Below are 23,570 nucleotides of genomic sequence, written 5' to 3'. Positions count from 1 at the left end.
TTGTTATGCTATAACATTATTTACTGTTATCAGTTTCGTTTCCGTTTCGCACGACATAGTATTGTGGCGACATCACTTCTATATCTGCCTCTTTAAATACATCGAGTACCCGTTTATAGAGATCTGAATAGATCTGTGCCTGGTTATTAGGATGCTTTGTATAACCATTGATCTCGTACCGGATATAAAAATCATCAAGTCCTGTCTGCAACACAAAAGGCGGAGGTGTTTTCTCTATCAGCGGAGTTTCCTCTGCCGCCCTTATCAGTAACTTATGCACCTGCTGCCACGGCACATCATATCCTATGGTAACAGTTGCATGTATTATAAGCCCTTTACCAACCGCATCACTGCTATAGTTAATGGTATGGCTGCTCATCACTGTTGAATTGGGGATGGAGATGATTTCGTTTTTAATAGTCCTCAATCTTGTTACCAGCAATGATTTTTCTATAACATCGCCTGTAATATCCCCTATCTGAACTCTGTCGCCGATTTTAAACGAACGCATATAAGTAAGCACAACGCCTGATACCACATTTCCCAAGGCGCCTGCTGATCCAAAGGTGAAAATGACCCCCACAAAAACGGATACACCTTTAAAAACAGCAGAGTCGGAACCCGGCAGATAAGGAAAAATTACAATCGTCATAAACGCCAATACAAGCACTCTTATGATCTGGTAAGTAGGGTTTGCCCAGTCAGGATAAAACCCGCTGATATGTAATGCCCCGCTTTCTATTTCTGTTTTGAGAAAACGAACACCTTTCAGCAGCAGTCTGAATACAATGCAGATCACCACAATGGTTACCAGGTTGGGCAGGTAATCGCGTATGCTGATGACAATATGTTTCAAGGGGGTCAGGAAATAACGTAACAGGTTATCGGCAAAATGTTCGGTCCATGGAAAAATGCCAAACAATACCAGCAACGCAAAATAACCTACGATCAACAGGATGATCCATCGTATTACATTTGCTGCAAGGGCCAGAAAAGCAGCTTCTCTTTCCACATCAAAAAGCGCATAATTGCGGATACGGATGCCATTGATACGCTTTCCTTTTTCTGCGATGATCCTGCGCTTTATCCGTTTTAACACGCGGCCGGTGACACTAACGATGAGCAGCAACACGGCAATCACCAATGCTGCAAGCAATGTTTCTTTGAGTATGGTTTTCCAGCTGGTAGCTTCCTTATATTTCAAAAGTGCAGTAGCGATCCGTTCTTTATATAAAGCAGCAAGTTCTGTTGCCGGCATCTGCATCCACAACGCATCATTATCGGAGATACCCAGCAGGATCATTTCATTATAGGCCAGGTCGGCGGTTGCCCCGGATGGAATGATCTTCAGCGAATCGGGATGAAAGAAATGATCACGACTTAATTTCTCCAGACGCTCAAGCAGTGCTACCGCTCTTTCACGTGGCGAGAAGCTGCCATGTCTGTCATAAATGGTAAGCAGGGTATCCTGGAAGAAAATGACTGGCACTCCCTTCACAAACCGGCGCAGTGAGTCGATCTTTTGCCGCTGGGTTTCTTTTTGCAGCGCGTCTCTTTTGCGCAGCTCCGTGAGCTCTTTTACCAGTTCGTCCTTTTTGTAATTATCGGTAGCCTTCAGGCTGTTGAGCTGCTGCTCGAGGGACATCCGCCGGATGGAATCCGCTGCCCGCAGCGCTTCCATTTGCTGCAGTTGCTGCGATTGCCACATAAGCAGGCTATCCTGCTTTGCATTGCGGGCCTGCAGGGAGGTATCGGTACGTTGTGCTTCGGCGCTGAAGCAGAAAAACAGGAATATGGGCAGGAACAGGTATATTTTCATATGCATAAGGTATAGATCTACGTTACTATTTAACCAGTTACGGTGAAAAATACGTAGGTTTGTTGAGTAAAATGTTGCCGTGAACGATTATTTGCTTTTCATAGATACAGAGGCGTCTGGCCTGCCCCGGAAATGGGACAAACCTTATTCAACAGAGGGCAACTGGCCCCATGCAGTTCAGGTAGCCTGGATCATTTATTCGAAAAGCGGACAAAAAATAAAGGAAGAAAACCATTTTATCAATAATAACGATTTCACGACAACAGAATCTGCATTCCAGGTACATGGGATCAGCGATACATTCAGAATGGAAAACGGTTTGCCCCGTGTTACGGTAATGAACAAACTGGCAGCCGACCTGGCGAAATACAATCCTATGGTAATCGGTCATTTTATGGAACTGGACTTTCATGTTGCCAGTGCCGAATTTTACCGTTCAGGTATTGCCAATATTCTGAGTGTATTACCCAAGTTCTGTACTATGCAGGCCACCACTTATCTTTCCAGGAGTCCGGAAGTAAAACACCTGAGATTGGGTGAGCTCTATACGATTCTTTTTAATAAAGCGCTTGAAAACCAACATAATGCATTGGCGGATGTAAATGCTACTGCAGCTTGTTTCTTTGAACTCGTTAAACGCGGCGATTTCACGGAACAAAAAATTGTACAACAGCAGGCGATACTGGCAAAAGCCACTGCCGCTGCTTCCCGCGCAGGCTGGGGATTGGTTGCCATATTAATAGGTGGAGGAGTATCTGCCTTAATCGCTTATCTCGCATGAATGAATTATATACAAAGACCATAGAGGGTATCGAGCAGCGTGAAATAACCAGCTGCGATGAAAACACACCGGCTTACGAAGCAGCCATAGCAATGGCAAGCCACAAGATCAGCTGTATTTTTGTTACCAACGCCCAAAAGAAGATCATAGGTTATGTTACTGATATCACCCTGCGCGACAAAGTGGTGGCCGCCAGGGGCGATACAAGCATACCTGTCAAGGATATCATGGACAACCCCATTGTATCCATTCCTTCCAATACACATGTTTATGAAGCCATATTAATGATGTTCCGTACCAAAACAAGGTACCTGCTCATTGAAAAGGATGGCAAATATACCGGCTCCATCAGCCGAAATAAATTGCTTGGCGAACAGGCCGAGTCGCCACTGGTGTTTATACAATCGGTACGGCAAACCCATTCAGAAGAAGAACTGAAAAGGAAATGGGAACAAATGCCTGCCGTGGTAGCGCAACTGCTGAACAGCGATGTATCTGCGGCTATCGTTAACCAGATCATTACGTCCATCTCCGATACCATTGCGTTAAAGGTTATCCAGAATGTAATAGCAATAGTAGGAGAGCCACCTGCCAAGTTTGTATTTATGGTACTGGGCAGCGAAGGTCGTAAAGAACAAACGCTGAAAACAGACCAGGATAATGCTATCATCTACGAAGACAAAGCCAATGACCATCGCGAAGAGGTAAGGGAGTATTTCCTGAACTTCGCCCAGATGGTATCGGACCGCCTCAATGCAATTGGCTTTAGCTACTGCACGGGAGGTTTTATGGCACAGAATCCCAACTGGACGCATTCACTTTCACATTGGAAAAGAAATTACGACAGCTGGATGATGGAGCCGGTTCCTGAAACGGTGATCAAATTCTCAACTTTCTTCGACTGCCGTTATATCTATGGCGATCCTACTATCATGGATGAACTACGGGAGTTTCTTGATAAAGAATTGCAGCAACCATTGGAAAAGTTGTTTTTCCATATGGCTAAAAATGCATTACAATATCAGCCGCCACTTACCTTCTTTAAGAATATCCGCACTTTCAAACGCGGTAAACACGAGGTGTTCGATATAAAAAAGGCAATGACACCTATAGTAGACCTGGTAAGGGTGTATGCGCTCAAACACCGCATCTTTGAAGTGAATACAGGTGACAGGCTCAAGGCATTAAAGAGCAAAGGCGTTTTCACGGAAGATGATTTTATTCAGCTCATGCAGGGCTACTATTTCCTGATGGGTATGCGTCTTGAAAAACAGGCCACTCAAATACTAAAGGAGAAAAAAGAGCCTGACAACTATGTGTTGCTGAACAGCCTCACAAAAATTGACGAGTTAACGCTGAAAGAGATCTTTAAAACCATCGCTAACTTCCAGACGCGTATCAAGTTCGACTTTACCAATAACCTGTTTGGATAAATGTAATAGTCAACAAAACAAAACCGGGTAAGCTTCTTAACGAAACTTACCCGGAGCGTATATTGATGAGACCTTTATTTAACTAAAGGTCACGTCCATGACATTGTTTGTATTTTTTACCGCTACCACAAGGGCAAGGATCGTTACGGCCAATTTTAGGACCTACTTTAACCGGTTCCTGTCTGGGGGCTTCTGAAGGATCGAAGTAGTCATTTTCATTAGCGGCATAATCACTTCCTGCTGCATCTATCTCTTCCTTATTGGCACGCATACGGCTCATGTCGGTCCGCTGCTCACGTCCTTCCCTTATTTGCCGGGGAGGAACGCCACCATCCTGGTTTTGCTCTACCGGAATACCGGCATGGCTCAGGAAGTTTACAATATCCTTGTTAACACTGCTATCCATTTGGCGGAACAGCATGTAGGCGTTCTGCTTATAAATAACCAGCGGATCTTTTTGTTCGTAGTGTGCCGTTTGAACGCTCTGTTTCAGATCGTCCATCGCACGCAGGTGCTCTTTCCAGGCATCGTCGATAAAGCCTAAGGTAACGGTACGTTCCAGTGAATTCGCCAGCTCGAGACCATTGTTCTGTAAGGTTTTATCCAGGTGAGCCAGGGTCTGGATCATGCGCCTTCCATCGGTAAAAGGCACTACCACATTCTCTACATGGCTTCCCTGTGTCTGACGGATATTCTGGAACACCGGCAGCGCCTGCTCTGCCAGATCACTGCGTTTACGCTGATAGTTTGCCGAAGCTTCATCATATAAACGGTTAGCCAGATCTGCAACAGACAACCTGCCAAAGTCTTCGGCAGTAAGGGTTGTATCCAGGCCATAGTTAACGATCAGTTCCAGTTTCAGACCATCGAAGTCGCCGCTTTCCTTGAACGTGTTTGCCAATCCCTCTGCCACGTCATAGAAAGCATTATCAAGGTCCAGCGCCAGCCTTTCACCAAACAACGCGTGGTTACGCTTGGTATAAATAACAGTACGCTGTTTGTTCATTACGTCGTCATACTCCAGCAAACGCTTACGGATACCGAAGTTGTTTTCTTCCACTTTTTTCTGGGCACGTTCAATGCTCTTGGTGATCATGCTGTGCTGGATCACTTCACCTTCTTTATAACCGGCAAAGTCCATCACCTTGGCGATACGTTCGCTGCCGAACATACGCATCAGATCATCTTCCAGGGAAACAAAGAACTGGGAAGAACCCGGATCGCCCTGACGACCGGCACGACCACGTAACTGCCTGTCGACGCGACGGCTTTCGTGGCGTTCGGTACCCAGGATAGCCAGACCACCTGCTTCTTTTACACCGGGTCCGAGTTTGATATCGGTACCACGACCGGCCATGTTGGTGGCGATGGTGATATTACCCGGTAAACCTGCTTCGGCAACAACCTGTGCTTCACGGGCATGCTGCTTGGCGTTCAATACGTTGTGAGGGATCTGGTTTTGTCTTAACATCCTGCTCAGTAATTCACTCACTTCAACGGAAGTGGTACCTACCAGGATAGGGCGGCCGGCATCGCGCAGCTCCATGATCTTTTCGATAACCGCTTTATATTTCTCACGTTTGGTTTTGAATACCAGGTCCTGCTCATCGATACGTACGGCAGGAATGTTGGTTGGTACTCTTACCACGTCGAGTTTGTAGATGTCCCATAACTCAGCTGCTTCTGTTTCGGCGGTACCGGTCATACCAGCGAGCTTATGATACATTCTGAAGTAGTTCTGCAGGGTAACGGTAGCGTAGGTTTGTGTAGCAGCTTCGATCTTCACATTTTCCTTTGCTTCAATAGCCTGGTGTAAACCGTCGCTGTAACGGCGGCCTTCCATGATACGGCCTGTTTGCTCATCTACAATTTTCACCTGTCCGTCGAGTACCACATACTCCACATCCTTATCGAAAAGCGTATAGGCTTTCAGTAATTGCTGTACAGTGTGAATACGATCTACCTTAACAGAGTATTCGTTCAGTAAAGTTTCTTTACGTTGTAATTTTTCTTCAGCGGAGAAGTTACCGTTTTCTGTTTCGGCAAGTGCTACGGCGATATCCGGGATGATGAAGAAGTTAGGATCTTCACCTGCACCTGTGATCAGCTGGATACCTTTGTCGGTAAGTTCCACTGAATTGTTCTTCTCATCGATATAGAAATACAATTCTGCATCCGCCTTAGGCATTTCACGCTGCTGATCGGCCAGGTAGTAGTTTTCTGCTTTCTGCAGTTTCACGCGGATACCCGGTTCGCTGAGATATTTAATGGTAGCGCTGTTCTTTGGTAAACCGCGGAAAGCGCGGAACAATGCGAGGCCACCGCTTTTGGGATCATCATCACCTTCGGCCAGTTTTTTCCTGGCTTCGTTCAGGAACTGGTTAACGGCACGGCGTTGTACTTCTACCACGCGCTCGATCCTTGGCTTAAGATCGAAGAACTGCTGCGTGTTATCGCTATGCCCAACAGGACCGGAGATAATAAGTGGTGTACGGGCGTCGTCAATCAATACGCTATCGACCTCATCGACCATGGCGTAGTGGTGTTTACGCTGCACCATTTCTTCGGGAGTATGCACCATGTTATCGCGGAGATAGTCGAAGCCGAATTCATTGTTGGTACCGTAAGTGATATCCGCCAGGTAGGCGTTTCTGCGGGAAGCGGTATTGGGCTGGTGTTTATCGATACAATCAACTGTAAGTCCCAGCCATTCGAAGATAGGGCCATTCCATTCACTGTCGCGACGGGCAAGGTAGTCGTTCACGGTTACGATGTGAATACCTTCGCCGGCCAATGCGTTGAGGTAGGCTGGTAAGGTAGATACCAGTGTTTTACCTTCACCGGTAGCCATTTCGGCAATTTTACCCTGGTGTAATACGACACCACCTATGAGCTGAACATCATAATGAACCATGTTCCATACCACCTGAGTTCCGGCGGCATTCCAGGTATTTTTGAAGACAGATTCGTTGCCGTTGATGGAAACATATTCTTTTTTAACGCTGAGATCGCGGTCGAGCTGGGTTGCAGTAGCTACGACATCCGTATTTTCTTTAAAACGGCGGGCGGTTTCTTTAATGACAGCGAAGGCTTCGGGCAGGATCTGCTCCAGGGCTTCTTCGAGTTTTTTATCCCTATCCTTTTTAAGTTTATCTACTTCTGTATAAATGGCGTCTTTACCCTGAACATCCTGGGCAGGCAATATGTCAGCTTCCTGTTTTTTTGCGGCAATTTCGGCATCTATTGAAGCAACATGCTCCTGGATGCGCTGCCGGAACTCCACGGTTTTACCCCGAAGCTCATCATTTGACAGGCTTTGATACTGCTGAAAGTATTGGTTAACCTGTGCCACCACAGGCTCTATCACCTTGATGTCTTTTTCGGATTTATTACCACCCAGTAACTTGCTTAAAAAACCTAGCATAGAATTATGGTCGTTTTATGCCGGGATCGTTAACTCCGGCTTCATGATGATTTTTTTTCGATATGCATGTGTCTCAAAAACAATGCAACCCCACTGTTTTAGCCAAATTGGCAGGTTGTAAACGGCGGCGGGGACCAAAGGTAATCATTTAGGTCTGGCTTTTTAAAGGAACAAAAAATTTAACGGGTGTTCTTTCCCGCAATAAATAAACGCGGTCAAGAAGAGAAATTTACTTCAATTCTGCTACTTTTGCGTCCAATTTAAAGGCTTGGATTCCGGCAGCCCGGAACCTGGCTCAACATAATAATTATACATTATGCCTGGTCAGTTAAAAGAGGTTCGTAACCGCATTAAGTCTGTTCAAAGCTCTCAGCAAATCACAAAAGCCATGAAAATGGTGAGCGCCGCCAAATTGCGCCGTGCACAGGATGCCATTCTGCAAATGAGGCCTTATGCCCAGAAGCTGCAGGAAATGCTGAGTAATATTGTTAGCAGCGTGGAAGACGGAACCCTGGAACTGAACCTGGCAGAGAACAGGCCTGTTGAAAAGGTGCTGTTGATTGTTATTACCAGCGACCGCGGACTGGCAGGCGCTTACAACACCAACGTTGTTAAAGCAGCGAAAGCCACTATCCAGGAAAAATATGCCGCTCAGTATGCCAAAGGCAATGTAACCATATGGAACATTGGGAAAAAAGGCTGGGAAACCATGAGCAGAGCCGGTTTTAAAACTGATGCCACCTTTAAAGACATTTTTCTGCAGCTTACTTTCAGCAACGTAGAGGCAGCTGCCAAAGCAGCCATGAATGCCTTCCAGAATAATGAGTTCGACGCTATCGATATTGTGTACAGTGAATTCAAGAATGCTGCTACGCAGCTCTTCAATACAGAACGTTTCCTGCCTATTCCCAAACAACCCGTTAAGGAAGGCGCTAAAAAGGTGGATTTCATCTTTGAACCGGAAAAGGAGACGCTCATTGCCGAGCTCATGCCAAAAATCCTCAATATCCAGCTTTACAAAGCAGTTCTGGATGCCCACGCCAGCGAACATGGTGCACGTATGACCGCCATGGATAAAGCAAGCGAAAATGCGAATGAACTGCTGAAGTCACTGAAAATTTCTTACAACCGTGCCCGTCAGGCCGCAATTACCACAGAATTAACGGAAATCGTAAGTGGTGCTGCAGCCTTAGGCTAGACATCAGTGTAAAAATTAGTATTATTGGGGCTATGGAACTATCAGAAATCATTCCGCATATCGAAGTGTTGATCTTTGCCAGTGAAAAGCCTTTGACCAGCCTTGAGATAGTAGAGCTGATAAATAATGCTTTTGGCTTCATGGAGCAACGTATTACCCTTGACCAGGTTGAAAGCTCCATAGAAGGTATCCGGGAAAAGTACCAGGCCGAATTTTACCCTTTTGAAGTAAGGGAAAGTGGCGGCGGATGGCAGTTTCTCACGAAAAAAGATTTTCATAAGACCGTAGCACAGCTAAATGGCGATAAGTTTCTGAAGCGGCTTTCGAATGCCGCTCTCGAAACCCTCGCCATTATTGCTTATAAACAGCCCATCACCAAGGGAGAAATAGAATCTATCCGCGGTGTGAACAGCGATTACAGCATTCAGAAACTGTTGGAAAAAGAGCTGATCATCATTACCGGCCGTAACGAAGAGTTACCCGGCAAGCCATTGATCTACTCCACCTCCAAACTGTTTATGGACTATTTCGGCATCAACTCCGCCGCCGATCTTCCCAAAATAAAAGAGGTACTGGCCGAACAAATGGTTGCACCTACTATTATGAGCGATCTTATTGCCGCTGAAGAAGGCTCTGAAGAAACAGCCGCTTTTGCCGCCGACGAGTTACCCGCCTCGGAAGATGAAATAGATGCCTTGCTGGCGGTAGACAGTAATGGCGACCTCGTAGCGCACGAGGAAGACAGTGAAAGTATCGCTGGTGACGATGCAGGCATTGAAGACGCTGCAGGCGCCCCCAACGACGAAACCACAGACGGCGAGGAAGCTGCGGGACACACCAATGCCGGCGAAGAAGAAGCCGACAGCGATGAGCTTCCGGAAGAAGAAACCCCGACCGATAACGACGATTCCCTCCCCAATCAAGAAGAGGACCACTCTCCTGCTGCTGATGCCGGCAATGATACGCCGGAGGACCAGGATCCCGATGATCTGCAGGATGAAGAAGAACGGCCTCAATAACAACAGAACATGTCAGAAGCATTAAGCAAAGAACAACTTACGGCCATTGCCACGCAATACGGCACGCCGGTTTATGTATATCACGCCGAAACAATTGAAAACCAGTACCGTAAGCTAAGCTCCGCTTTCCGGAACAGCAATACTGTTTTCTTTTACGCCTGTAAGGCATTGACCAACATCAACATCCTTAAGCATGTAAAACAGCTGGGCGCCAATGTTGACTGCAGCTCCATCAACGAAGTAAAACTGGCCCTGTATGCAGGTTTCTTACCTGAAAGGGTACTCTATACATCAAACGGTATTGCGTTCAGTGAAATTGAAGAAGCAAAAGCGCTGGGCGTTAATATTAATATCGACAGCCTTTCCAATCTTGAAAAGTTTGGTAAGAAATTCGGTCATAGCTATCCTGTAGGTATTCGTCTCCGTCCTAATATTATGGCGGGTGGCAACCTCAAGATCTCTACAGGCCACGAAAAAAGCAAGTTTGGCATTCCCATAGACCAGATAGATCAAATTCTTCAGGTAGTGGAACAGCATAATCTTCACATAAGCGATCTTCATATACATACAGGCAGTGAGATCAAAGATGTAGATGTTTTTGTGAAGGGTATAGAAGTGTTGTTCAGCATCATTCCCCATTTTAAAGAACTGGAGTTCATAGATCTGGGCGGTGGTTTTAAAGTACCCTACAAAGAAGGGGATGTTGGAACAGACATTGATCTACTGGCTGAAAAGGTGAAGGCAGCGTTCGATAATCACCCTAATCCCGGAGGCAAACCATTACAGGTATGGTTTGAACCGGGTAAATTTATGGTGAGCGAGTGTGGTTATTTCGTTACCCAGGTAAATGTGATAAAAGAGACTTCCGCTGCCAGTTTTGTTAGTGTAGACAGCGGCTTTAACCATTTGATCCGTCCCATGTTCTACGATGCCTATCACCGCATTGAAAATATCAGTAATCCTAGCGGACCGCTGAAAGAATATGCGGTAGTGGGTAATATCTGCGAAACCGACACTTTTGCCTGGAACAGGAAACTAAACGAAGTAAGAGAAGGTGATCTGCTGGTATTTTATAATGCCGGCGCCTATGGATTTGAAATGAGCAGCCAGTTCAACTCACGTTTTAAACCGGCAGAAGTGCTTGTTAAGAATGGCGCGCCTCATCTTATTCGTAAAAGAGATGTATTTGAAGACCTCCTGCGTAACCAGGTAGAAGTATTATAATATGCAAAGAAGAAGATACAATCGCCTATGGCTGCTGTTGCTGTTACTCTGCACCAGCTTCTGGTCGCGCTCACAAAGCAGCGACAGCTGTCACCTGAGGATCAGCGTTCTTACCTGCGCTCCGGGCGAAGAATTGTATTCAACCTTTGGCCATACCGCCATGCGGGTGATAGACAGCGCGACCTTCAGCGATGTAGTTTTCAACTATGGTACTTTTGATTTCAGCGATCCTGATTTCTATGCCAAATTCGTTCGCGGTAAGCTCAATTACTTTTTGTCGGCAGAGCGTTATTCTGAGTTTATACGATTTTACCAATACGAGCAGCGAAGTGTTTCGGAGCAGGTGCTGGACATCAGTTGCGAAGCTAAAAACCGTATGTACAAAGCGCTGCAGGTAAACCTGCAGGACGATAACAAATATTACAAGTACGATTTCCTTTTTGATAACTGTACCAGCAGGGTGCGCGACATGGTTGAGCAGCAGAACAGCGGCTTAACCATTACCACCTCACTTACGCCGCCACGCACCAGCTTCCGTAATATGCTGCATACCTATCTCGACAAAGGAGGGCAGCCCTGGAGCAAACTGGGAATAGATATTTTGCTGGGCAGCAAACTCGATGATACGGTAACTGTTCAGCAAAGTATGTTCCTGCCGGATTATCTTGAAAAAGGATTAAATACATCCGTGCTTCCGGGCAATAAACCTATCGTAAGCGAAACCCTGCCGCTTGTACAAGCCGTGCCGCCGGTAAGCCCGCAGAATAAATGGATCCCCTTACTTGTTTTCAGCCTATTCAGCTTCGTTATACTATTGCTGTCGCAGTTAAAAAACAGAACAGCCAGATTTATCACCCGCCTGATTGATTCGCTGCTGCTATATACTACCGGTGTAGCTGGTTTCCTGTTGTTATTCATGTGGTTTGGAACCGATCATGTAGTATGCAGCAGCAACTATAATCTGTTGTGGGCGCTTCCTACCCATTTCATCGCCGCATTTTTCATCTGGAAAAGATCGCCACGGGTACGTAAGTATTTCCGCTTTGCCGGTTTCCTGCAGATAGCGCTTTTGCTGGGCTGGCTATTTTTGCCCCAGCACCTGAACATTGCACTGGTCCCCATTGTATTACTAATGGCCTACCGGTGTTTTCAGCTGGCGGCGGATGAATAAGTATGTTATATTCCTTTAACTATAATGACACCCTTATCTCTTATCGGAAAACAGGAAAGGGTACCCCGGTTATTTTTTTACATGGTTTTGGTGAAGACAGCACCATCTGGAACAGGCAGATAGCTTACCTGGAACCCGATTATCTTGTCATTACTCCAGATTTCCCCGGCTCCGGCAATTCACAGGCTTTACCGGGTACTCCCGGCATTGAAGAATTTGCCCGTGTTATCGATGCGTTGTTACAACACGAACAACTTGAAAAAGCCGTGCTGTTCGGCCACAGCATGGGAGGTTATATTACCCTGGCTTTTGCAGCATTGTTTCCCGATAAACTCACCGGCTTTGGGCTGGTTCATTCTTCGGCCTTCGCCGACTCTCCTGAAAAGAAACAAAACCGTCAGCGGGGCATTGAAATGATAGAGCAATATGGCGGTCCTTCTTTCCTTCGTACTACCATTCCCAATCTTTTCGCTGCTGCATTCAAAAGCAGCCACCCGGAGCAGGTAAACGAGCTGATAGAACAAAGCGCGGCATTTGCCGATTTACCATTACAGCAGTATTATAAAGCAATGATGGAGCGTCCAGACAGAACAGCAGTTCTTTCAGGCAGCAAAACACCTGTTTTGTTTATCATAGGAACCGATGATGTTGCCGCTCCATTAAATGATGTACTGCAGCAGGTGAGCCTGCCAAATTGTTCGTATATTCATATACTGGAAAATGTGGGGCATATGGGAATGTGGGAAGCAACAGCGGCAGTGAACAGTCATTTGCTACATTTTCTGGAAGCCTTGAACCGTCGTGAGTGATGAAAATATTAATCCTGGTACTCGTATTATCCTTTGCAGCAACTCCTTTAATGGCAAACCACCTTAAAGGAGGCTGGATCTCATATGAGTACCTGGGTCCGGGAGCTGCCAGTAACACCTCCAACTATAGCATCACAATCAATCAATACCTCGATTGCAACTCTACCCAACAACAGATAGACCAGGAGGTTTTTCTCGGCATTTATAATCTTGATAATAACAGCCTGCTTCAAACACTAACCGTAACCAGAACCGCTACCAGCATTGATACCAAGCTTAGTTTCAGTCCTTGTATCAACCCGGTACCAACCATCTGTTACCGTATCGACAAATTTACTACCACCGTTACCCTTCCCAATAATACAAACGGGTATACGCTCACCGTACAACGCTGTTGCCGTATAGCAGGCATTGTAAACGTCAGCAATTCCAGCGCTGTTGGGGTTAGCTATACGAACACCATTCCCGGTACTGTGAACGGACAAGGTTATTACAACAACAACAGCCCAGTTTTCGCACAGCGCGATACGGCGGTTATTTGTTATAATTCCCCTTTTACATTTGATTTCAGCGCCACAGATATTGACGGCGACTCACTGGTATATCGTTTTACCGAAGGGATCATTGGCGGCGGCCAGGGTAATAACCAGGCAAAGCCCAATCCCCCATCAGGTCCGCCTTATGGCAGCGTTCCGTATAATGGCGGCTTTTCGGGCCTTTCGCCGCTGGGGGCAGCCGTAGGTATTAACCCTACTACCGGTATTATTTCGGGCAAGGCCCCTTCTCAAACGGGCGATTATGTTGTGGCAGTAGAAGTAGAAGAGTACAGGAACGGCGTAAAAATTGGCGCCACCCGGAAAGAGATCCATATCACCGTTGCCAACTGTAGTCTCGCGGCGGCGGTACTGGACCCTGAGTACATTTCCTGCGACAGTTATACCAACACCTTCTTTAATCAGTCTACCAACAGCAATATAGCCTCCTATCTGTGGGATTTTGGCACAGGTAATCCACTGGATACTTCTCATGCGCCCACGCCAACCTATACTTATAAAGACACAGGAGTATTTACGGTAAAGCTGAAGGTGACTGCAACAGGAGGTTGTACTGATTCCACCACCACCAGAGTTCGCGTATTTCCCGGCTTTGCAGCCGATTTCAATATCAACGGCAGCTGCTTCCAGAATCCTTACACGTTCGGGGATGCTACTACAACCTCCTATGGCGTTGTAGACAGCTGGCGATGGAATTTTGGTGATCCTGCAACACTTGCCGATACTTCAAGACTTAAGAATCCGCAGTACAAGTATGGTTCGCCGTTATCCAACATCAGCATAAGCCTGATAGCAACCAATAGCAAGGGGTGTATCGATACTGTTACCAAAACTTATTCGGTGCTGGATAAACCACTGATAAGTTTACCATTCCGGGATACACTGATCTGCAGTATCGATACCTTGTATCTTAAAGCTACCAGCAGCGCCAATGCTACTTTTGCCTGGACACCGGGTCCTTATATACGCAATGCCAGCTCAGCAACGCCTTATGTGTTCCCGAAAGACACTACTACTTATGTGGTGAATGTGAATGACAATGGTTGTATTAATTCAGATTCTGTTAAGGTGAACGTGCTGCAGGCCATTTCCGTTCAATTAAGGCCTGATACAACCATCTGCCGGACCGATAGTATCAACCTGCGTCCGGAGAGCCATGGTTTGAATTTTGTATGGTCGCCGGCAGCAGGTTTAAACAATGCCAATATCAAATACCCGACGGCTGCACCGTTAAACGATATTACCTATAATGTACTGGCCCGTCTTGGTAATTGCACGGCCAATGGTGCTATAAGGGTAAAAGTAGTTCCTTATCCGACCGTTGTTGCTTCACAGGATACTACTCTCTGTTTTGCACAAACAGTACAGCTGCATGCCGCCACCGTTGCAGCCAAACATACATGGTCGCCGGCAGCATCGATGTTGTATACCAATACACTTCATCCGCTGGCCGGTCCGCAACGCACTACTACCTATGTTATTTCTGTTACCGATACATTGGGCTGTCCAAAACCGGTTAGCGATTCTATCCTTGTTACCGTGATTCCGCAGGTAAAAGCTTTTGCCGGTAATGATACAGCCATAGTATCGGGACAACCTCTTCAGTTAAATGCTACGGGCGGCACTACTTACAGGTGGACCCCCGACATAGGTATCAATAACAGGACGCTTGCCAACCCGGTAGTAAGTTTGGGTGAAGGCATCGATTCGCTGGTATATACCGTACGTGCATTTACGCCGGAAGGGTGTTATGGCGACGACGACATTAAAGTGGTCGTATTTTCCACACAACCCGATATCTTTGTTCCTACGGCGTTTACACCTAATGCCGATGGCAAAAACGATATACTCAGACCTATACTGGTAGGCATGAAAAGACTGGATTTCTTCCGTATCTATAACAGGTGGGGACAATTATTATTCAATACCAGTGAAATAGGACGAGGATGGGACGGTACCTACGAAGGCAGTAAACAAGGCAGCGGTACCTACGTATTTGTAACACAGGCAGTAAATTATAAAGACGAACTGGTAGAAAAGAAAGGAACCATCGTTCTCATCAGATAGTTTGCAACATCACAGAAATGAAAACAATACTCGTAACCGGCGCTACATCAGGATTTGGAAAAGCTATAGCTACCACATTTGCCTCTAACGGATGGAACTGCATCATCACAGGCCGCAGGAAAGAAAGGTTGCAGGAACTTACAGAAACCTTAACCCGAACGTATGATGTTAAGGTTCTGGCGCTTTGTTTCGATGTTCAGAACCGTGAAGATGTTATTGAGCAACTGCAGGCGTTACCCGAAGAATGGCAACAGATAGATGTATTGGTAAATAACGCCGGCCTTGCCCTGGGAAGGGACAGTTTCGACAATGCCTCTCTCGACGACTGGGACATTATGATCGATACCAATGTAAAGGGGTTGCTATATGTATCGAAGGCTATCGTTCCTTATATGATAGAACGCAAAGCGGGTCATATCATTAATATCGGTTCTATTGCCGGCAAGGAAGTATATCCCAATGGTAATGTTTACTGCGCCACCAAACACGCTGTAGACGCCATTAGCAAAGCCCAGCGTATAGACCTGCTTCCTCACCGTATTAAGGTCACTGCTATTCATCCGGGAGCAGCAGATACTGAATTCTCCGTAGTACGTTTTAAAGGTAACCAGGAACAGGCAGATAATGTGTATACCGGCTATCAGCAACTTGTTGCACAGGATATTGCAGCTATTACCTATTACTGCGCCACCCTCCCACCGCATGTTTGTATCAATGATCTTGTGGTTACCCCTACCGCACAGGCAAATTCATTGACATTGCATAAAGAATAACAGGATATCAATAAAACAAATAAGGGCCGCGAATCGCGGCCCTTATTTGTTTATACTATCAATTGTTTTACGGCGCCAGTGAGATCCTTATCTGCAGACCGCCCCGCGTGTTCGTAGTTGGTGCAGATGTGGAGATATAAGGGATCACCCGTTGCTGATCGAAATAGAGTTTTACATTGATCCTGTTGTTCAGGATGTAATCGATGGACGGTTGTATCTTGATCACCTTCTGACCGCCGGTGCTGTAGGCAGCATTCTGGTCGAGGGTACTGTTACTTTGCGTATCATCGCGCATCGACAGATCGAAGGTGATATTCAGATCATTTTCAAGACGTTTCTCTTTCATACCCGGCAGCTTAAATGGCAGGTTGAGGCCACGTTTACGCCAGCTGAATCCAAAGTTCCATTGGGTGCTTCTTACTTCGCTCAGCTGGTAGTCGATAAGACTCATACTCAACTGACGGCTTTTCAGGAATTCAAACTTCAGGTTGAGCTGTGTGATGGTAGTAACATCGAAACCGATCAACGGCGCAAAGCTTTCCTGGATGGTAAGGTTGGGTACCAGGAAGTACGGAACAAAGTTACCGGACACCGTGTCTATAAAACCGGGCGCACCATATCGCAAAGGATCGCTGTACAGTAAGGCACTGGTGTAACTGTTCATACTCAGTTTGCCGGTGTAGCCATGACTTACGGAGATATTTGAGAAGATATCGGTAAGTCCTATCATACGCGATAACCCTGTATAAGTTACACGCCAGTTAGGCAATGGTTTAATGCCACTGAACGGGTTGGACTTGATATTGGAGTTGGACTGTTTCAGCAAAGAAACACTGTTGGGATCTTTACCGGTATAAGCTGCTATAAACGCAGGAATAATAACATCCTGTGCATAGCGGCCATACCCTACATAGTAACCATCAGCAGTCTTCTGCCCGTTCTGGTAAGGGTTTGAGCGTGCCAGGCGTTCTGATATAACAAGCCTGTTTGATTGAAACTCTTTAAAGGTTTCGGAGATCTGTGTTGGGTTATAGCTGCCGAATAAGGTTTTGAAGCTAATATAGGAAACACTGAAACCGCCACCTGCATAGGGGCTCAGGTGTCCGAAGTTATTTCCTGTGCCTGTAGTGTCTTTAAACAACTCGGTATATTCTTTCGTAAATGATTTATCGATATTCAGATCTACGATGAATTCCCTGAAGGGTTCTACCCTTGCTGTTACGCCCATCTGCTGTTCAAAGGTCTGGCGGAACATGAGGTTAAAGGTAGAATCGCGAGAGATCAAGCCCTGGCGTGCTTTACGTTCGAGCCAATCTATTCCCGGCTGTTTGCCAAATACAAAGTCCAGGCCGGGCTGCATGCTGTTCCAGTTTTGTCCCAATGCCTTTGTGCTATCCATATAACCGGGCACACGCGTACTGAAGTTTGCGGAGTAGTTCACCGAAACCGTTTTCACCATCGTCACCAGTTTGCCGCCGGTTTTTACGATCGCTCCCGGCGGTTCAACCATACTATTCGCATTCAGCAGTTTCTGGGCGCGCCTGGCTTCCCTGCGCTGACGACGCCATTTCCGTAATGCCAGTCTTTTTTTATGTCCTTTGAGTCCTTTGATCGCTTCTTCACGTGAGGGCAGATTAGCCATAGGGTCTGGTATGGCTGTACGTGCTCCGGGCTGTTGTGCAGGAGCAGGCGGCGGCGCCGCACTACGCGGCATATCGAGCGAACTGATCCATTTGGACTTACTATATAAACGGGTTAGATCGAACTCTGCGTTCAGGTTATTCTGCTGGCCGTTCTCAATAATATTACCCAGGTTTCTCGCCAGCAGGCTTGCTCCTATCCAGTTATAGTTGGTAGAATAACTGTAACGTGCGTTGATCCAGTCTGTCAGCGGAAACTTATTTAAAGGGAAAGCATAACTCACGATACCTTTTTGCTGGTACAAGGTATTACGGCCTCCCTTCATGAAATTCTTCCGAACGGTATCCCGTTTTGCTTTGGTATCGAGCCTTCCAAACGGTTCATCGATATAGGCATTGTTCACCGCATTGAAATCGAGGTTGAGAGAACGTGACAGATCCCAACGGAAATTATAATACCTGTCGAAGGTAAAATACTTATCATAAGTAGTGTCGACACGTTCTACCTTGTTATCGTAAGTATTTACAATACGGGGAATATACATGCCGAACTGCCTGTTTACGTCGGCACGGAAGCCGAGCAGTGATGGTGTTAAATTGAAATTGAAATCGGTAAGTAAAGCCAGCCAGCGGCTTTTTGTTTTTATCAGCCGTTTAAACGGTTCGATAAAGTGAGGGTTGTCGTTATAGGTATATCCGAAGCCGCCCCTGTGTTTAACGACATTGTTCTTTGTTATCAGCGGATTCGAATGCTCGGTTAAAGTATAGGAATAACTAAAGTCGAAATTGCTGATACTCCATAATCTCGGTTTCTTGCCTGTGGCGCCAAATCTTACGTTTGTAAAGTTCAACGTTTTGATAATTGTTTGGTCGAGTGCTACACTTTTTATGGAATCACGTTTACTGGGATCGGCTGCATTTAGAACATCCTTGAGTTTTACATCCAGGTTATAAGGATCGTATTCAGGTGTAAACACAGTTCTGTTAATGCTGGCATATACCGGAATGGTAATACCTGCTTTTTGCGGCAAGAGTTTACCTGCATCGATCTGTATAGCTGCATCAAACTGCATCATGCTTTCGCGGGCACGTTCATTTGTTTTCTGTTCAATGCTTCCCCAGCCTGTAGAATAAGTATTTGCAGAAACAGACATGGTACCGAGATCGGCCAGTTGAACATCTATTCTTCCCAATGCAGCCCAGCCGCCTTTTTCATCTATCTGTGATAAGCGCAGTTCATCGAACCATACTTCGGCACTCAATGGCGCTGTATTATTATCATTGGCATTTTCAACGCCCACCAGGAATGCGTTCACCTCTGCAAGGTTAGGATTCCCTAATACAGAGAAGGTTTTATCGCCTATCTGTTCGCGGTAGATTGCATTCACCATAGCACCGCTGTTGTTACGGCGGAGTTTGAGTTTCACGAGTTCCTGCAGGCTAAAGTCGAGGTTATTGGCAGTGGGCCATACATCTTCGGCGGTTGCAGCTACCGATGGTGGCGTTATCTGCAGCGGGACCCTTATTTCATAATAGTTGTTCAGGAAGTCCTGCCCGATACGGATAACGGCATTCAGTTCTTTATTGATCACCGGGGTTTGTCCTATGACCGATTCTGCATGGATGAACATTGACATACGGCCGTACTGGCGCATATCGAGGTTCATGGTCTTAAATACAGAACGGGAATCGCCGTTAACCAGATTACGCACCTTTAAACTCATGGACTGCTCGTTCTGTAACAGGTTAACACCGTTGTTACTGAGCATCTGCACGCGCTCAATGCCCGGGGGAATACGATAAGGCACGGGCTGACGGCTGCTGTTTTCTTCGAGGTTCACAGCAAGTACATCAAAGACCGTAGTAGTGCTATTAGGCACGGGGCGATAAGAACCGGTGGTATCGAGATCGTAAGCAAAAATACGCCACTGGTTACGCACGAGGTCCAGTTTGGCGAAACGTAATACTACGGAGTCTTCGAAGCCGGTAAGGTACATCCTTAAGAAACGGATGGATTTAAAGTCGGGTATGCTACCAATTTTACGGGTATAATCACTTACAGGCACGCGGAACAGATACCAGTTTTCGGCGCGTGTAGTACCATCGGCCAATTTGGGAGTGATAACACGTTTGTCGGTGATATACTTGGTTACGCCAACGTCCATTCCAGGTTTGACATCTATTTCGTATTCATAATAGTCTTCATTTTCATTCAGTGTATTATCCCTGTTCAGATCTTCGTTATCGGGATACAGGGTAGCCGCCGGTGAAAACTGTGAATTATTATTCGCTACGGGAGAGTTGCCCTGTGGATTGTTGAATTGCTTATACCTGCCAAGGATGCCTGTTCCTGAGGCATCATAAGTTTCATCGCGATACCATTTATAGTTGTCGCTTGAGGGATCGATCAATGCATTGCGATAGATGGTGGATGCAGTGGTAAAGTTTACAGCAAGATCATTAATATACTTAGAACGTTTGCGCCGCTCGCCTTCATCGTCAAGACCATCGAAACCTACGTCCTGGAAAGTTCTGTCGTTAGGGTCATTACTAAACGCCTGTGTTACCTGTATGGGGTTGATAGGCGTTTTACCCCAGGTGGTAGTGCTATCTACTACTGCAGACTGGGATGGTGTGCTAAGGCCGTTTTCATAAAAGCGGCGTCCGTCCTTCAATACGTCTTCGCTGATATCACCGAGGTTAAGGAACATTTTACCACCGGTACTGGAAGGGTTGGTTATGAACGGATCCTGTACCCAGAACTCAACGAAACCAATGTTACTGGTTTCAAAGTCGGTTTGATCAACACTACGCATGATACCACCCCAGCGGTTACGCGGGTTCAGTAATTTACCTTCCGAGTTTACATCGGCGGGATTAGCGCTAAAGTTATAAGGGCCTTTTTCCGTTGGATAGTAAGCCAGGTCGAACGTAGTGGTTTGTACGTCGGTGATATTGGTAGTACGCTGCGGGAACAATTCGTTTGTATAAACCGCACGCACACGCGGGTCGCTCAGGGCAGTAGGATTTGACCGTAAAGGGTTATTGATGTTGGTACGATCCTGTAAAATAGGTTCAATATTATACCAGGCAAGTTTAGCCCTGTTTTTGCCGTAATCAACTGAATCGTTCAGCGATGCTTCAGGAAACAATCCATTGCCTGATGGAGTGGATGCCATTACCCATGAGGTGGTGGGGAAACGGATATCGATATTACTTGTTGATCCTTCAAAATCATCGATATAAACAGCGCCTTCCTGTCCTGTACCTATTTGTGCGGCATGTCCGGGTTTCAATACTGCCGCTTCGCCATAAGCATTGATGGCACTCATGGCTGTAGTATTATAAAAAGGCAGCTTATTCAATAACCTGGTAAGTCCGGGCGCTTCTGACCGGTAGTTAAAGTCGATGCCGTACATACTGTTATTGATAGGATCCTCACCGTAGTTTACTTTTGTAAAGAAGGGGCGTTCGCTTAACTTTTCATAGGTAGCTCCCAAAGAAAGTTTTTTATTTAAGGCATAGTCTAACCGCAGTCCCATGAAACTCCGCTGCTGTAATCCGAAAGATGCGTTGTTTTCAAATTCCACATTCACGCCTACGCCTGAATTAATGATCGCCTGGTTGATAACCCTTACCGATCCCTGGTTATAATCTATGATATAGTCTACGTTCTCGCGGAGGACCTGGCCGCCTGCCGTTACTTTCACTGATCCCTGCGGAACGTTAAACGCTCCCAGATAAATATCGGAGGAGGCGCTGCCCTTGGCAGAGCCTTGGGCCACATACCGGTTCACGTTGGCATAGGTTTGTGCGATGGCCTTAATAGAATCGTACAACTGGTAGAAGACATATTTATTCTTCAGTTCCTGCGGCTGGCCGGCAAAAGCGAGTGTATCGAGGTCGCGCCCAAAGGGTTCCAGTACAGGGAAGATGATCTTACCCTGTTGTGATAATACTGTAAAGCCTTCTACATAGTCATACACCCCATCGGGCATTGGTGCGTTGGTAGAATTCAACCGGTCGAGGTTAAGTATACTGAGCAACGGGCGGCCTTCTACATTAGGGGCACTTTCGGGCAGGAAACGTTTGTAACCACCGCTGGGTTCCTGGTATAGGACGTTCAGTTTAAAATCGGCCTGTTGTAAACCTGTAACATCCAGCGAGTAAACGTTCTTCATCATCAGTCCCCATATAGGCAGGTTCACGCGCTGTGAAGTTGCTTTTAACAATTTCAGGAACAATACCTTCTGAACGCCCTGTGTAGAGTCGACCGCCACATCCTGTGAAAATTCACCCACCTGGTATACACGACCGTTATAAGTGTATTGATAAGCCACGCCCAGTACCTGGTCGGATTGCAGCTGCTGGTTCAATGAGAGGAAACCTGCCTGGGGGTTGAAATAATATTCGCTGCTGTTAAGTTTACGTGCAAATGTTTTTTCGAAATCAGTTACGGGTCGCAGGCCTTTTGCCTGCAGCAGGCTGCTTACGAGGTTGGGGTTACGGTTTGACTGGTTACCAACGAGGAAAGAATAAAGGTCGTTTGCGCCGTTCTGTGGCAGTGTATTCTGCGTTAATGAGTTGATATTATTATTATAGGGAGCGTTTTCGCCCAGATCCATGAGACCGGCTACATAACGCGTATCGGTAGTGCTTCCTGTTCTGTTGGTTACCCAAACTTCCATTCTCAGGATCTGCACCTGGCTGGTAACGATGGGCAGGTTGCTCATGGTTTTATTATAGTTGGTGCGGAAGTACTGACCTAACAGGAAGTGTTTGTTTTCTTCATAATCATCGAGCTTCTTGTTCAGGTTTTGTCTTATACCTCCTCCCTGTAAACCCAGTGACTGCTTCTGAGAGCGGTTGTTGGCGAGTGCAGTAGTAATACCTAACCTGCCGAATTGCAACTGCGTTTTAATACCAAACAGGCTTTGCACGCTTGACATGAGTGTGCCTTTTGTCTGGAATGAGATGTTACCGGCCTCAATAGAGCGGATAATTTCATCGTCCATTCCCTTATAATCGAGCTTGATCTGGTTTTCGAAGTCGAAGTTGGCAAGGGTATTGTAGTTGATAGGTAGTTTCAGCTTGTTACCTATGTTACCCATCACGTTCAGGTTGGCGTTCATATCGAAATCGAAGCCACCTGTTTTACGTGCCCTTTCCGGCAGTGTAGGGTTGTTGATAGATTGTCCCTGGTATCCCAATAAAAGGTCGACGTTACCCTGTGGCCTGATGTTTACCTTGAGGCCACCGCTGTCGACACCAAAAATGCGGTCGAACAGTTTAGGGTATAGTTGCATGGGTGGGCGTTTCACCTTTTTATTGAGATCGAATAAAGTTTGTGCGCGCTGACTGAAGTATTCTGATTCGGCCTGCTGGTGGCGGATGCGCCAGAATTCTTCGTAAGTGAGATAGGTTGGTTTGCGATAATAGGAGTTGCCTATTTTCTCAACGATATAATATTGTTTTGTTTTGGGATCGTATTCTACCGAACGTTTTACGTAGGCGGAGTCTTTTATATCGAAGGGGTTGGTTTTACCTGCGGTAAATGGGTCGCCTCTTCTGTCCTGAAGCGGAAAGCGCAGCGAATCTGACTGCTGGCTATAGGCATTACCCATGCACAGCAAGCACATGACCGTTATCGAAATGCAA

12 protein-coding genes are annotated in these 23,570 nt (G+C 46.3%); 9 read left to right on the top strand and 3 right to left on the bottom strand.

Annotated elements, in window-relative coordinates:
* Nucleotides 1–16: 16 nt before the first annotated feature.
* On the bottom strand, nucleotides 17–1,819 hold the full coding sequence (locus tag ESB13_RS20975) for a mechanosensitive ion channel family protein (protein ID WP_164974299.1): 1,803 nt from the start codon (nucleotides 1,817–1,819) through the stop codon (nucleotides 17–19).
* Between the two features lie 79 nt (nucleotides 1,820–1,898).
* On the opposite strand from ESB13_RS20975, the gene ESB13_RS20970 reads away from it, so the two are divergent.
* Both ESB13_RS20970 and ESB13_RS20965 read left to right on the top strand, forming a co-directional pair.
* Nucleotides 1,899–2,600, top strand: coding sequence for a 3'-5' exonuclease (locus ESB13_RS20970; RefSeq protein WP_129005658.1), 702 nt, complete (start codon nucleotides 1,899–1,901; stop codon nucleotides 2,598–2,600).
* Entirely contained in the window at nucleotides 2,597–4,033 is a 1,437-nt protein-coding gene (locus ESB13_RS20965; protein ID WP_129005657.1) for a DUF294 nucleotidyltransferase-like domain-containing protein, read from the top strand. Before ESB13_RS20970 ends, ESB13_RS20965 begins: the two co-directional genes overlap by 4 nt.
* 82 nt (nucleotides 4,034–4,115) lie before the next feature.
* Here the strand turns inward: ESB13_RS20965 and secA are convergent, their stop codons facing one another.
* Entirely contained in the window at nucleotides 4,116–7,457 is a 3,342-nt protein-coding gene (secA, locus tag ESB13_RS20960; protein ID WP_129005656.1) for a preprotein translocase subunit SecA, read from the bottom strand.
* Nucleotides 7,458–7,773: 316 nt separating this feature from the next.
* On the opposite strand from secA, the gene atpG reads away from it, so the two are divergent.
* The 7 genes from atpG to ESB13_RS20925 are packed head-to-tail and all read left to right on the top strand — an operon-like array spanning nucleotide 7,774 to nucleotide 16,272.
* A complete protein-coding gene (atpG, locus tag ESB13_RS20955) occupies nucleotides 7,774–8,655 on the top strand; it encodes an ATP synthase F1 subunit gamma (protein WP_129005655.1) in 882 nt (293 codons plus the stop codon).
* A gap of 32 nt (nucleotides 8,656–8,687) precedes the next feature.
* On the top strand, nucleotides 8,688–9,674 hold the full coding sequence (gene scpB, locus ESB13_RS20950; protein ID WP_129005654.1) for an SMC-Scp complex subunit ScpB: 987 nt from the start codon (nucleotides 8,688–8,690) through the stop codon (nucleotides 9,672–9,674).
* 9 nt (nucleotides 9,675–9,683) lie between these two features.
* Nucleotides 9,684–10,898, top strand: coding sequence for a diaminopimelate decarboxylase (gene lysA, locus ESB13_RS20945; protein WP_129005653.1), 1,215 nt, complete (start codon nucleotides 9,684–9,686; stop codon nucleotides 10,896–10,898).
* Nucleotide 10,899: 1 nt separating this feature from the next.
* Nucleotides 10,900–12,069 (top strand): Lnb N-terminal periplasmic domain-containing protein, encoded by a 1,170-nt coding sequence (locus ESB13_RS20940; RefSeq protein ID WP_129005652.1) that lies wholly within the window; start codon nucleotides 10,900–10,902, stop codon nucleotides 12,067–12,069.
* A 2-nt stretch (nucleotides 12,070–12,071) separates the two neighbouring features.
* Nucleotides 12,072–12,878: an alpha/beta fold hydrolase gene (locus ESB13_RS20935; protein WP_129005651.1), complete on the top strand. Its 807-nt coding sequence runs from the start codon at nucleotides 12,072–12,074 to the stop codon at nucleotides 12,876–12,878.
* Complete coding sequence (locus ESB13_RS20930) at nucleotides 12,878–15,499, top strand: PKD domain-containing protein (protein WP_129005650.1); 2,622 nt, start codon at nucleotides 12,878–12,880, stop codon at nucleotides 15,497–15,499. The genes ESB13_RS20935 and ESB13_RS20930 overlap by 1 nt, the downstream gene beginning before the upstream one ends.
* Before the next feature lie 17 nt (nucleotides 15,500–15,516).
* Entirely contained in the window at nucleotides 15,517–16,272 is a 756-nt protein-coding gene (locus ESB13_RS20925; protein WP_129005649.1) for an SDR family NAD(P)-dependent oxidoreductase, read from the top strand.
* Between the two features lie 67 nt (nucleotides 16,273–16,339).
* Here ESB13_RS20925 and sov read toward each other — a convergent pair whose 3' ends face one another.
* The gene (sov, locus tag ESB13_RS20920; RefSeq protein ID WP_129005648.1) at nucleotides 16,340–23,551 is read right to left on the bottom strand and encodes a T9SS outer membrane translocon Sov/SprA; all 7,212 of its coding nucleotides are present in this window, start codon (nucleotides 23,549–23,551) and stop codon (nucleotides 16,340–16,342) included.
* Nucleotides 23,552–23,570 lie beyond the last annotated feature (19 nt).

The sequence above is a fragment of the Filimonas effusa genome (genome assembly GCF_004118675.1).
Classification (GTDB): Bacteria; Bacteroidota; Bacteroidia; order Chitinophagales; family Chitinophagaceae; genus Filimonas; species Filimonas effusa.
This window is presented reverse-complemented; position numbering and strand designations above follow the sequence as displayed.